Origin of the sequence: Stutzerimonas stutzeri, assembly GCF_024448955.1 — a bacterium.
Classification (GTDB): domain Bacteria; phylum Pseudomonadota; class Gammaproteobacteria; order Pseudomonadales; family Pseudomonadaceae; genus Stutzerimonas; species Stutzerimonas stutzeri_AQ.
Genome location: NZ_JAMOIH010000009.1, coordinates 18,643 through 31,199 on the forward strand (window position 1 = coordinate 18,643; position 12,557 = coordinate 31,199).

The following is a 12,557-nucleotide window of genomic DNA, read 5'->3' on the forward strand; positions in this document are numbered from 1 at the left end:
TTGAAGCCTGTAGTCCGCCCCCCCATATTGGGGCGACTGACGCGTGAAGGAAACAGAACTTGAGCGACCTCCTCTCCCACCGCCTGGCATTGCTGGCCGAGCCCTCCCACCTTCCGCTGCTCACGCAATGCCTGCATGGGATCGAGCGTGAATGCCTGCGCATCGACGATCGCGGCGAGCTGGCCCTGACGCCGCACCCCCGCGCACTGGGATCGGCGCTGACCCATCCGAAGATCACCACCGACTATTCCGAGGCGCTGCTGGAGTTCATCACCGGCACTGCGACTGATCCGCAGCAGACCCTGGCCGAGCTGGACGCCATCCACCGCTACACCTACGGAAAGCTGGCCGGCGAGTGGCTCTGGAGCCCTTCGATGCCGGGGCATTTGCCGGAAGAGGCGCTGATTCCCATCGCCGAATACGGCAGCTCCAATGTCGGCCGGCTCAAGCACGTCTACCGCCAGGGGCTGGCGCTGCGCTACGGCAAGACCATGCAGTGCATCGCCGGCATCCATTACAACTTTTCGCTGCCCGAGGGGCTTTGGTCGCTGCTGCAGGCCGAGGATGGCGACACCCGCAGCCGGCAGGATTACCAGTCGTCGCGCTATATCGCGCTGATCCGCAACTTCCGCCGCTACAGCTGGCTGCTGATGTACCTGTTCGGCGCCTCCCCAGCGCTGGATGCGAGCTTCATGCGCGGCCGCCCGCACCAGCTCGAACAGCTCGACGAAAACACCCTCTACTTGCCCTGGGCCACCAGCCTGCGGATGAGCGATCTGGGCTACCAGAGCAACGCCCAGGCCGGACTGACGCCCTGCTACGACGACCTGCCGAGCTACACCGACAGCCTGCATAGGGCGGTCTCGACCCCCTACCCGGCCTACGCCGAGATGGGCACCAAGGACGCCGACGGCAACTGGCTGCAGCTCAACACCAACGTGCTGCAGATCGAAAACGAGTACTACTCCAACATCCGCCCCAAGCGCGTCACCGAAAGCGGCGAGCGGCCGCTGCAGGCGCTGCGCGCGCGGGGCATCCAGTACATCGAAGTGCGTTGCCTGGACATCAACCCCTTCCTGCCCCTGGGCATCGATCTCGAGGAGGCGCGCTTCCTCGACGCCTTCCTGTTGTTCTGCGCGCTGGAGGACAGCCCCTGCCTGGTGCAAGGCGAATGCGGCGCCAGCCAGGCCAACTTCCTCAAGGTGGTCAACGAAGGCCGCAAGCCGGGCCTTGAACTGCAGCGTGGCGGTGCGCCAGTGGCCCTGCAGACCTGGGCCGAGGAACTACTTGCAGGCATCGGCCAAGTGGCGGCCTTGCTGGATCGGAGCCAGGGTAGCGACCAGCATGCGCGCGCGCTTGCGGCACAGCAGGCCAAGATTGACGACAGCAGCCTGACGCCCTCGGCGCGGCTGCTCGCGGAGCTCAAGCGCAGCGGTGAAAGTTTCAGTCAGTTCGCCCTGCGGCAAAGCCGGGTGCATGCCGAGCACTTCCGCCAACACGCACTGACGGCCGCCGAAACAGCCTGCTTCGATGCGGCCAGCGACAAGTCCCTGATCCAGCAAGCGGACATGGAGGCTGCCGACGAGCCGGACTTTGACAGCTTCGTCGAGGAGTACCAGCGGAGTTTGATGGCCTAAAGGCCGTAGGGTGGATGTCGTTTTTACATCCACCGAGACTCCGCTTTGGTGGATCGATAAAGCGTGATCCACCCTACACCAGGCGATTGCCTAGCAGCGGTCACAAGGCCTTTTCGAACACCTTCGACTGACGCTGGAAGTTGTACAACGAGGCCCGCGCCGCCGGCAGGCGCTCGACCCCGCTGGGCTGGAAGCCGCGCTCCTGGAACCAGTGGGCGGTGCGGGTGGTGAGCACGAAGAGGGTTTTCAGGCCCAGCTGGCGCGCCCGCGCCTCAATGCGCTCGAGCAGTTCATCGCCACGACCGCCGTGGCGGTATTCGGGGTTAACCGCCAGGCAAGCCAGCTCGCCCCAGTCCGAATCGGGAATGGGATAGAGCGCGGCACAGGCGATGATCAGCCCGTCGCGCTCGACGATGCTGAACTGCTCGACCTCCCGCTCCAGCACCTCCCGCGAACGGCGTACCAGAATGCCCTGCTCCTCCAGCGGGGTGATCAGGTCGATGAGACCGCCCACGTCCTCGATGGTCGCTTCACGCAATTGCTCGAACTGTTCCTTCGTCACCAGGGTGCCGGCGCCGTCGCGGGTGAACAGCTCGTTGAGCAGCGCACCGTCCTCGGCATAGCTGACCAGGTGGCTGCGCCGCACACCGCCACGGCAGGCTTGGGCGGCGGCATCCAGCAGTTCGGCCTGGTAGTCGCTACCCAGACGCGCTACATGGGCGGGAATTTGCGGCGGCCGCAGCTCGCGGACCAGCTGGCCCTGCTCGTCCAGCAGACCGCGCTCGGCGCCGTAAAGCACCAGCTTGTCAGCCTGCAGGTCGATGGCGGCACGGGTGGCGACATCTTCGCACGCGAGATTGAAGATCTCTCCGGTGGGCGAATAACCCAGCGGCGATAGCAGCACTATGGTGCGCTCGTCCAGCAGCCGGCCAATGCCCTTGCGATCGATGCGCCGCACTTCGCCGGTGTGCTGATAATCGACCCCCTCGACCACGCCGATCGGCCGCGCAGTAACGAAGTTGCCGCTGGCCACGCGCAGCCGCGCGCCCTGCATCGGCGAGGCCGCCATGTCCATCGACAGCCGCGCTTCGAGGGCAATGCGCATGTGCCCGACAGCATCGATCGCGCATTCCAGCGCAGCGGAATCGGTGACACGCAGGCCGCGGTGTACGCGCGGCTCGATGCCGTGTGCGGCCAGTCGCGCCTCGATCTGCGGACGCGAGCCGAACACCAGTACCAGCCGCACGCCGAGGCTGTGCAGCAGTACCAGGTCGTGGATGATATTGCCAAAGTTGGAGTGTTCCAGCCCATCGCCCGGCAACATGACCACGAAGGTGCGCTCACGGTGCGAGTTGATGTAGGGCGAGGAGTCGCGAAGCCAGGTGACGTAGTCGTGCATGTTGCAGAAGCCTTCAAATGACAGCTTAAAAGTCCGGTAGCCGGGTCGGGAGAGCGGGCGCGGGAGCAGATTCGATCCGAAATCTGCTCCTAACCTCGGCTGGCCGGCTGCAGGCAGTAGTGATCGATCATGGCGCGCAGCAGCCTCACGGTGGGTTCGATTCTGTCGAGATCCAGGTATTCGTCCGGCTGATGAGCGCAGGCGATGTCACCAGGGCCGAGCACCAGCGTCTCGCAGCCAAGCTGCTGAAGATAAGGCGCTTCGGTAGCGAACGCCACCGCCTCGGCGGCATGGCCGGTCAGCCGTTCGGCAAGCTTGACCAGCTCGCCACCCGCCGCCTGCTCGAAGGGCGGCACGCTGGGGAACAGCGGCGCCAGCTCGATCGTCACCTGGTGCTGTTCGGCCAGCGGCTGTAAACGCTGGCGAATGGCTGCGCGCAGCTGCTCGGGGTCCATACCGGGCAACGGCCGCAGATCGAACTCCAGTGCGCACTGGCCACAGATGCGGTTGGGATTGTCGCCGCCGTGGATGCAGCCGAGGTTGAGCGTCGGCTGCGGCACGTCGAACAGCGGATTGTCGTATTCGCCTTGCCACTCACGGCGCAGCGTCATCAGCTCGCCCATCACGCCGTGCATGGCATCCAGCGCGCTATGGCCGTAGGCCGGGTTGGAGGAATGCCCGCTCTGCCCGTGTATCTCGATGCCTTCCATCATGATGCCCTTGTGCAGGCGCACGGGCCGCAACCCGGTGGGCTCGCCGATCACCGCGGCACGCCCCAGCGGCCGGCCGGCATCGACCAGCGCCCGGGCACCGGACATGGAGCTTTCCTCGTCGCAAGTGGCAAGGATCAGCAGCGGCTGCCTGAACGGCTGGTCCAACAGCGGCAGCACCGCTTCGATGATCAGCGCGAAGAAGCCTTTCATATCGCAGCTGCCGAGGCCGTACCAACGGTTGTCGGCTTCGCGCAGGCGCAGCGGATCGGACGTCCACAGCTCGGCATCGAAAGGCACGGTGTCGCTGTGCCCGGCCAGCACCAGTCCGCCGGGACCGCTGCCATGGCTGGCCAGCAGATTGAACTTGCCGGGGGCTACTTCCTGCGTTTCACAGGAGAAACCAAGATCACCCAGCCAGCCGGCGAGCAGGTCGATCACCGGCCGGTTGGTCTGGTCCCAATGCGCCTGTGTGCAGCTCACCGAAGGCGCGGCGACCAGCGCGGCAAATTGATCCTTGAGTGAGGGAACGGGCACCGGCTACCTCCGTATCGAGATCGGAACAGAGCCACCAGTGAAACATGAAACGCCTCAAGACGGGACCCATGAACGAATACGCCCCGTCAGATCGACGGGGCGTATGAGGTGTCGCAGCCTGCCGCGCGGTAGATCAGGTGAAAATGGCGCGAAGAATCAGGAAGAACACGATCGCCAGGCCAGCACCGACCGGCAGGGTAACCAGCCAGGACATGAATATCTTGCCGACCACGCCCAGGTTCAGCGCGCCGATACCACGCGCGATGCCCACGCCGAGTACCGCGCCCACCAGCGTATGAGTAGTGGAAACCGGCAAGCCAATCGCCGACGCGCCAACCACTGTGGTGGCGGTCGCCAGTTCCGCAGCGAAACCGCGGCTCGGAGTGAGCTCGGTGATCTGCTTGCCAATGGTGGCGATCACCTTGTAACCGTAGGTGGCTAGACCGATAACGATACCTACCGCGCCCAGTAGCAGCACCCAGCCCGGTACGGCCGACTTGGCAGCGACCGCACCCGCGCCATCGGACTGCAGCACACCGACCACCGCAGCCAGCGGGCCGACGGCGTTAGCCACATCGTTAGAGCCATGGGCGAACGCCATGGAGCAAGCGGTGAAGATCATCAGAACGGCGAAGACCTTTTCCACGCTGGAAAAGTGGAAAGCCTTGTCCGCTTCGACGTCGACCTTGATGCGTGTCAGCAGCGCGATGCCGATCAGCATCACCAGCACGCCGACGCCAACCGCGAGAAGAAAACTCTGGCCACTGCTAAGGTCCAGGCCGATGTGTTTGAGCCCCTTGGACAGGGTCATCAGCGCCACCATGAAACCGGTGAGGAACATGTACATCGGCACGAAACGCTTGGCGTTCTGGAAGGGATTCTCGGTGTCGATGATCAGGCGCTGCACACTCATGAACACACCGAAGGCGATGGTGCCGGACAGCACAGGCGAGACGACCCAGCTGGCAACGATCGGACCGACGCCCTCCCAATGCACCGCGTCCATCGAGACACCCACCGCCGCGAAACCGATCACAGCGCCAACGATCGAGTGGGTAGTGGAGACCGGCCAGCCCTTCATCGACGCCACCAACAGCCAGGTGCCGGCGGCAAGCAGTGCCGACATCATTCCCAAGACCATCAGTTCCGGCGGAATCATTTCGGCGTCGACGATGCCGTTCTTGATGGTTTCGGTCACCTCGCCACCGGCCAGGTAGGCCCCGCAGAACTCGAAGACCATAGCGATCAGAATCGCCTGCTTGATGGTCAGTGCACGCGAGCCCACGGAGGTGCCCATGGCGTTGGCCACGTCATTGGCGCCAACACCCCAGGCCATGAAAAAGCCGAACGCGCAGGCGAGCACCAGGAGTACGAAGCCGTAATCCGAGATAAGAGACATAGAAAGTTACCTGTTGAACCCAGAAAGGAAACTGGCGCTCAACGCGCCAGCAATTGTTCCAGACGGTTACCGACGCGCTCGGCACGGTCGGCCACGTCACCGATCCATTCGATGATCTTGTAGAGGAACATGACGTCTACTGGTGGTAAGTCCTTTTCCAGCTTGAACAGCTCACGGCGAACCGTGATCTGCATGCGGTCGGTTTCACGCTCGATCTCCTCGAGCTCCTCGACCATCTTCTCGACCAGCGTGGCTTCCCGACCGCTGAAGCCCGCTTCGAGCAGCGAATCCAGCTCCTTGAGCGCTTTGAGCGCCTGGCAGCTGGCGTCGACGCTGCGCTGTACGAAGGCCAGCATTTGCGGCTGCAGCGGCACGGGAACCGTCATGCAGCGACCCAGCATCAGGCCGGCGATGTCCTTGGCGCGGTTGGCGATCTTGTCCTGTACACTCAGCAGCTCCAGCAGATCGGAGCGCGGTACCGGCAGAAACAGGCTCTTGGGCAGGTGCTGACGAACACTCTTCTTGAGCTTGTCGGCCTCGTTTTCCAGGCGAGCCATTTCCTTCTGGACCTGCTCGACCCGCTCCCAGTCTTCTGCCGTAATCGCTTGGAACAGCGGAACCAGGTTGGCGGCACATTCGTGGGACTTGGCCATATGCTGCTGCATAGGGCCGATGGGCGAACGCCCGAACAAGCTGACGAATGGATTGATTGGCATAGGGAATACCCCGGCTTCAGAAGGCGGCAAGTATACGGATGACCTTAAACGGCCGCCACCGCGTGATATCAGTCACACTCAAACATAGGCATCACCTGGGCATCATGCAGAAAGAAACCGAAATCAAACTGCGCGCCAGTCGCGAAACCCTCGCGGCGCTACTCGACCATCCGCTGCTGAAAAAGCGCAACAAGAGCGGCTGGCAACGCCACGAACTGTTCAATCAGTATTACGACACACCCGAACGCGAATTGGCTCAGGCGAAAGTTGCATTGCGCCTGCGCCGCGACGGCGACCAGCACATCCAGACCCTCAAGAGCCGCGGCCAGAGCGTGGCCGGGCTGTCCGAGCGCAACGAGTGGGACTGGTATCTGGACAAGGCCAAGCTGGACACCAAGAAACTCACCGACGACTGCTGGCCGGCGGCACTCGCCGAACTGGACAAGAAAACCCTCAAGCCGATCTTCACCACCGACTTCGTCCGCGAGAAGGCCGAAATTGCCTGGGGCCGGGGTAAAGCCAAGGTGGTGATCGAGGCGGCACTGGATCTGGGCAAGGTGGTGGTCGGCAAGCAGAGCGAGGAAATCTGCGAGCTGGAACTGGAACTGCGCCAGGGCGAGCCCGAAGCGCTGCTGGAGCTGGCGGCCGAACTGGCCGCCGACCTGCCGCTGATGCCCTGCGACATCAGCAAGGCCGAACGCGGTTATCGCCTGCACGATGCCGACAGCTATGCGCTGAATCTGCCGACGCCGACACTCGATGCAGTCATGCCGCTGGATGATGCCTTCGCCGCGCTGGCCTGGCACCTGCTGGGCAACAGCCAGCGCCTGGCCGAGCAGTACCGCTTCAACGGTCATTGGAAGCTGCTCAGCCAATGGTTGCAGCAACTGGTCGACCTGCGTGCCCTGCTCGGCAGTCTCGGCCAGGCCGCGCCGCGCGCCAGCAGCCGCGAGCTGCGCGAACTGCTCGATACGCTGATCGGCGACTGGCGCCCAGGCATCGAAGCTGGCCAGAACGACGAAGCAATCCGCCAGAGCGCACCCGGCGAATTTGCCGCAGAACTGAAACAGCCACGCTGGGGCCTGTTCTCGCTGAAGGCCTCGCTATGGCTGCTGCAACGTGGCTGGACCGCGGGGCGCAACAACCGTGGCAATCGCCAAGGTGCTGCCGAGCTGGGCCATTGGTTGCCACGCCTGCTGGGTGAAGAAGCCGAGGCACTGCAACTGTTGCGCTATCAGCAGCAACCCGAAGACCTCGCCGAGCAACGCCCGCGCATGGAGCGGCTGCTGGTCTGGCTGCGCCTGGCGCGCACGACGTTGGAAGTGCCGGAAACAGACCGCCTCTATGGCGAACTGGCCAAGCTCTACGAACTGGCGCAACAGCCGCTGAGCGACGAAACGCTCGACGCCCGTGTCGAGCAGGCTCGTACTGTGTGGACGCTCAAGGCCTGGAAGGCTCTGACGAAGTAAGCTGACGCGACCTGTAGGAGCGAGCTTGCTAGCGATTTGCTACGAACATTTCGCGAGCAAGCTCGCTCCTACGGAAGGCCTCGACCGCGCATGACAGCGCTTTTCGTCCAGTCTTCAGCCTAAGCAGTTCTCCGAGGAGTTTTGATGTCCGCCTTCGCCCCCTCCACCGCCGATCGTCTGCTCGACCTCAACGACCTGTTGCGCGATCTGGTGGCGCAGGGCCGGCTGCAGCAGGACACAGCCGAACAGTGCCTGACCCTTCGACGTAGCACGGCAGCACAGCAACATCCGCTGGAGTTTCTCGCCGAGCAGCAATTCGACGATCTGGCGCGACCCGGCAAGAAGCTGGACCTGGAAACCCTGACCCTCTGGCTCGCCGAACAGGCCGGCCAGCCCTATTTGCGCATCGACCCGCTGAAGATCAACGTCGCCGCCATCACGCCGCTGATGTCCTATGCCTTCGCCCAGCGCCACAAGATTCTTGCGGTGGCGGTGGATAGCCAGAGCGTGACCATAGCCAGCGCCCAGCCCTTCGTGAAAAGCTGGGAAGCCAACCTGACTCACGTGCTCAAGCGGCCGATCAAGCGGGTGGTGGCCAACCCGGTAGAGCTGCAGCGCTTCACCGTGGAGTTCTACCGGCTGGCCAAGTCGGTCAGCGGCGCCACCGCCACGGATCAGAAGATCAGCGGCACCGGCAACTTCGAGCAGTTGCTCAACCTCGGCGCCAGCGACCAGGAACCGGACGCCAACGACTCGCACATCGTCAACATCGTCGACTGGCTGTTCCAGTACGCCTTCGATCAGCGCGCCAGCGACATCCACATCGAGCCGCGGCGCGAGCAGGGCACGGTGCGCTTTCGCATCGACGGTGTGCTGCACAACGTCTACCAATTCCCGCCGCAGGTGACCATGGCGGTGGTCAGTCGTTTGAAGTCGCTGGGGCGGATGAACGTCGCCGAGAAGCGCAAGCCGCAGGATGGCCGGGTCAAGACCAAGACGCCGGACGGCGGTGAAGTCGAGCTGCGCCTCTCGACCCTGCCGACGGCCTTCGGCGAGAAGATGGTGATGCGCATCTTCGACCCGGAGGTGTTGCTCAAGGGCTTCGACCAGCTGGGTTTTTCCGCCGAGGACCTGCGCCGCTGGCAGAGCATGACCGGCCAGCCCAACGGCATCATTCTGGTGACCGGTCCCACCGGCTCGGGCAAGACCACCACGCTTTACACCACGCTCAAGCAACTGGCGACGCCCGAGGTGAACGTCTGCACCATCGAGGATCCGATCGAGATGATCGAGGGTGCCTTCAACCAGATGCAGGTGCAGCACAACATCGAATTGACCTTCGCCAGCGGCGTACGCGCACTGATGCGCCAGGACCCGGACATCATCATGGTCGGCGAGATTCGCGATCTGGAAACGGCGGAGATGGCGATCCAGGCAGCGCTGACCGGTCACTTGGTGCTCTCGACCCTGCACACCAACGATGCGCCCAGCGCCATCACCCGTCTGCTGGAGCTGGGCGTACCGCACTACCTGTTGCGCGCCACGCTGCTGGGTGTGATGGCCCAACGCCTGGTGCGCACGTTGTGCCCGCACTGCAAGACGCCGATACAGTTGGACGCCGACGACTGGCAGGCGCTGACCAAGCCCTGGAATGCGCCGCTGCCAAGCCATGCGCAGCAAGCGGTAGGCTGCATCGAATGCCGGGATACGGGTTATCGCGGGCGCGCCGGGGTCTACGAGATCATGCTGCTCAACGATACGATCAAGCCACTGATCACCGCCGACACCGACCTCATCGCCCTACGCCGCCAGGCCTTCAAGGACGGCATGCACAGCCTGCGCCTGTCCGGCGCGCAGAAGATCGCGGCGGGGCTGACCACGCTGGAAGAAGTGCTGCGGGTGACGCCGCAGAGTGAGCAGAAATAGAGCCGCAGGCGGACTGCTGACGCTTCGTTCGCGTCGCGCTGTCGCCGTAGGGCCGAATTCATTCGGCCGAGTTTTGCGAAAGTCGAACAAGTTCGACCCTACCAGCCTAGCCGCAACACAGCTTGCCGCTGAATCAGCCCTGCTTCGCCGCCAATATCCCCGCCACCCGTGAAGGTTCGCAGTTCAGATACGCCGATGATTGCAGCCACTCCTGGTCCGGATACCAGGAGAACATGAACTGCCCACCTTTCAGGCTATCGACCACCATGCGCGCCACTTCCGGGCGCACCGCCGGGCAGCCCTGGCTGCGGCCGATGCGGCCTTGGGTGGCGATCCAGGCCGGGTTCACGTAATCAGCCGGGTGGATGACGATGGCCCGTTCGCGGGCCAGATCGTTCACGCCGGGTTCGAGCCCATCCATACGCAGTGAATAGCCATGCTTGCCGCTGTAACTCTCGGCAGTACGGAACAGGCCGATGCTCGACTGATGGCTGCCAAGCACGTTGGAGAAGCGCGTGGCGAGGTTCTCGCCGGACTTCATTCCGTGGGCGACGAAATCTTCAAGCAACAACCGCCGCTGCTGCAGGTCGAATATCCAGAGCCGGCGTTCCGACGACGGCAACGAAAAATCGATCACCGCCAGGCGCTTCGCGGCGCGAGCACCGTTGTTCACAGCGCACTGCATGGCCGCCACGGCATGTGTGAGCACCTTGGGATTCAACATGGGCGCCACGCGTGAGAGGTCATTCACGATCGGCTGGTAGGAAGGGCTCGCCGCGAAAAGCGGAGCTGACAGGAGCAGACCCGCCACGAGGGAAAGGCGTCGGAACGAAACCATCATGTAAGAACTACCTCACCGACGCCAAAGCCACAGTTCCCTCACGGCTGGCGTCCATACCCACTGCAGCCCCGAGCAGGCGGCAGCGAAACAGGTCAGACGGGAGCGAAAGGCTCCCACTTCGTCTGACAGAGTCTTTTGTGGTGGCCCGGATGGGTCTGGTTTTCCCAAAAGCCGCAGCCGGATTAGCGGCGGAGTCTAGCAGTCGATGGGTTTGCCGGGAGTAAAGCGTTGTACAAAAAACATGCATTTCGTCTGGTTGGCATCTTGTTGTTCGCACCTGCATTGGCGTTCGCGCAACCTGCCGGCAATCCAGTAAGCCCGATCCAAGGTGCCTTGGAAAACCTCGCCAGCGCCTGCGACAGCCCCCTCGCCGATATCGGCCAGACAGCCACTCAACAGCTGACCGAGTTCTATCGCCGGCAGCAGTTCGAAGCCTTGTGGACATCCTATGACCAGATCGACGCGTTGCTGGCGCAACTCGAGGCGCTGGTCGACGACGGTCTGAATCCTGTTGTCTACCATCCGGCAGCCATTCGCCGAAGCCTGTATACGGCGACGGCCGAACCGCTGCATCGCGAGTGTGGCGACATTCTCGCGACGCACGCCTACCTGCTGGCGCTGCGGCATCTGTCACACGGGCGGCTGCCGCAGGATCGTCTGGAGCCGGTCTGGCGCAGCACCGATGCCGTGGCCCCGCAGCGGGCGGATGCACGGCTATTGGACATCGCCGGTGCCGGCCTGATGAACATCGAACGGGCCTTCGATCAGGCGCGACCGACGTTCGAGCAGTACCACAACCTGCGCAAGGCCCATGCCCGCCTGCGAGCCGAGCCCGCGCAACGCCAACTGCCGATCCCTCCCGGAGAGACTTTGCGTCCCGGTATGTCGGATGCCCGGGTTCCCTTGTTGCGCCAGCGTCTGGTCGACGGCGGCTACCTTCCCGACACCGTCGCCGTGGAAGACCTCCAGACCCGCTACGACCGAACCATCGAACAGGCGCTGAAAGCCTTCCAGGCCCGTCACGGTCTGCAGGACGACGGTATATTGGGCGCCGACACCCTGGCCGCGCTGAACGTCACCCCGAGTGAGCGACTGGACCAGCTGAAGATCAATCTGGAGCGGTTCCGCTGGCTATCCCGCGACATCGAGGCGCGCTCGCTGTTGGTCGACATCGCCGGCGGGCGCGTCGTCTATTTCCGTGACGGGCACGCGCAATGGGAGACACGCAGCCAGGTCGGCCGCGCGACGCGGCAGACGCCGGAGATCAAATCGAACGTCACCCGGCTGACCCTCAATCCGACCTGGACCGTGCCACCCACCATCCTGAGCGAAGACATGCTGCCCAAGATCCGTGAGGATCTCGGCTATCTGGCCGAGCAGAATCTGCAAGCCCTCGACTATGACGGCAACCCGCTGGACCCCGAGCAGATCGACTGGAACGACCCCGGCCGCATTCTGCTGCGCCAGGCCGCAGGACCGGACAACCCGCTCGGGCGTCTGGTCGTCCGGTTCGACAATCCGTTTGCGATTTACCTGCACGACACGCCGAGCCAGGGTCTGTTCGACCGTTCGCAGCGAGCGTTCAGCTCCGGCTGTGTCAGGGTCGAGTCGGTCATGCAGCTGGTCGACCTGCTGTTGGTCGATGGCGAACGCGAACGCTTCGCCCGGCTGCTGGAGACGGGCGAGACGCACGAGTTTCGCCTGACCGAGTCCACGCCGGTGCTGCTGGCTTACTGGACAGCCGAAGCGGACGACACCGGCGAGCCACACTATCGCCCGGACATCTATCAACGCGACCCAGACCTGATCGCCTCGCTGCGGATGGCTGACCAGAAGCTGCTGAAAGATTGATGAAGCCGCGCGTTTCAAACGCCGCCAGCCGGGTATCCGCCAGACCGGACCGGCGGCTCTGGCAGAGTGCCT

At 63.7% G+C, this 12,557-nt stretch carries 9 protein-coding genes; 4 read left to right on the plus strand and 5 right to left on the minus strand.

Going from position 1 to position 12,557, the window contains the following annotated elements; all coding sequences use genetic code 11:
* The first annotated feature begins 59 nt into the window (after nt 1-59).
* Nucleotides 60-1,637: a glutamate--cysteine ligase gene (gene gshA / locus NA645_RS11185; protein ID WP_256048869.1), complete on the plus strand. Its 1,578-nt coding sequence runs from the start codon at nt 60-62 to the stop codon at nt 1,635-1,637.
* A gap of 100 nt (nt 1,638-1,737) precedes the next feature.
* On the opposite strand, the gene argA is transcribed toward gshA, so the two are convergent.
* The 4 genes from argA to NA645_RS11205 form a co-directional block, all read right to left on the minus strand.
* Nucleotides 1,738-3,036, minus strand: coding sequence for an amino-acid N-acetyltransferase (argA, locus tag NA645_RS11190; protein ID WP_256048870.1), 1,299 nt, complete (start codon nt 3,034-3,036; stop codon nt 1,738-1,740).
* A gap of 89 nt (nt 3,037-3,125) precedes the next feature.
* Complete coding sequence (gene argE, locus NA645_RS11195; RefSeq protein WP_256048871.1) at nt 3,126-4,283, minus strand: acetylornithine deacetylase; 1,158 nt, start codon at nt 4,281-4,283, stop codon at nt 3,126-3,128.
* A 133-nt stretch (nt 4,284-4,416) separates the two neighbouring features.
* Entirely contained in the window at nt 4,417-5,682 is a 1,266-nt protein-coding gene (locus NA645_RS11200) for an inorganic phosphate transporter (protein ID WP_256048872.1), read from the minus strand.
* Between the two features lie 38 nt (nt 5,683-5,720).
* The gene (locus tag NA645_RS11205; RefSeq protein WP_256048873.1) at nt 5,721-6,398 is read right to left on the minus strand and encodes a TIGR00153 family protein; all 678 of its coding nucleotides are present in this window, start codon (nt 6,396-6,398) and stop codon (nt 5,721-5,723) included.
* 104 nt (nt 6,399-6,502) lie between these two features.
* Between NA645_RS11205 and NA645_RS11210 the strand changes: the two genes are divergently transcribed.
* Both NA645_RS11210 and NA645_RS11215 read left to right on the plus strand, forming a co-directional pair.
* Nucleotides 6,503-7,867, plus strand: a complete 1,365-nt coding sequence (locus tag NA645_RS11210) for an inorganic triphosphatase (protein ID WP_256048874.1) — start codon at nt 6,503-6,505, stop codon at nt 7,865-7,867.
* Between the two features lie 144 nt (nt 7,868-8,011).
* Complete coding sequence (locus tag NA645_RS11215; protein ID WP_256048875.1) at nt 8,012-9,793, plus strand: GspE/PulE family protein; 1,782 nt, start codon at nt 8,012-8,014, stop codon at nt 9,791-9,793.
* 133 nt (nt 9,794-9,926) lie between these two features.
* On the opposite strand, the gene NA645_RS11220 is transcribed toward NA645_RS11215, so the two are convergent.
* Nucleotides 9,927-10,634, minus strand: a complete 708-nt coding sequence (locus NA645_RS11220; RefSeq protein ID WP_256048876.1) for a murein L,D-transpeptidase catalytic domain family protein — start codon at nt 10,632-10,634, stop codon at nt 9,927-9,929.
* Nucleotides 10,635-10,862: 228 nt separating this feature from the next.
* Here NA645_RS11220 and NA645_RS11225 point away from each other — a divergent pair, with 228 nt between their 5' ends.
* Nucleotides 10,863-12,485: a L,D-transpeptidase family protein gene (locus NA645_RS11225; RefSeq protein WP_256048877.1), complete on the plus strand. Its 1,623-nt coding sequence runs from the start codon at nt 10,863-10,865 to the stop codon at nt 12,483-12,485.
* Nucleotides 12,486-12,557: the final 72 nt, after the last annotated feature.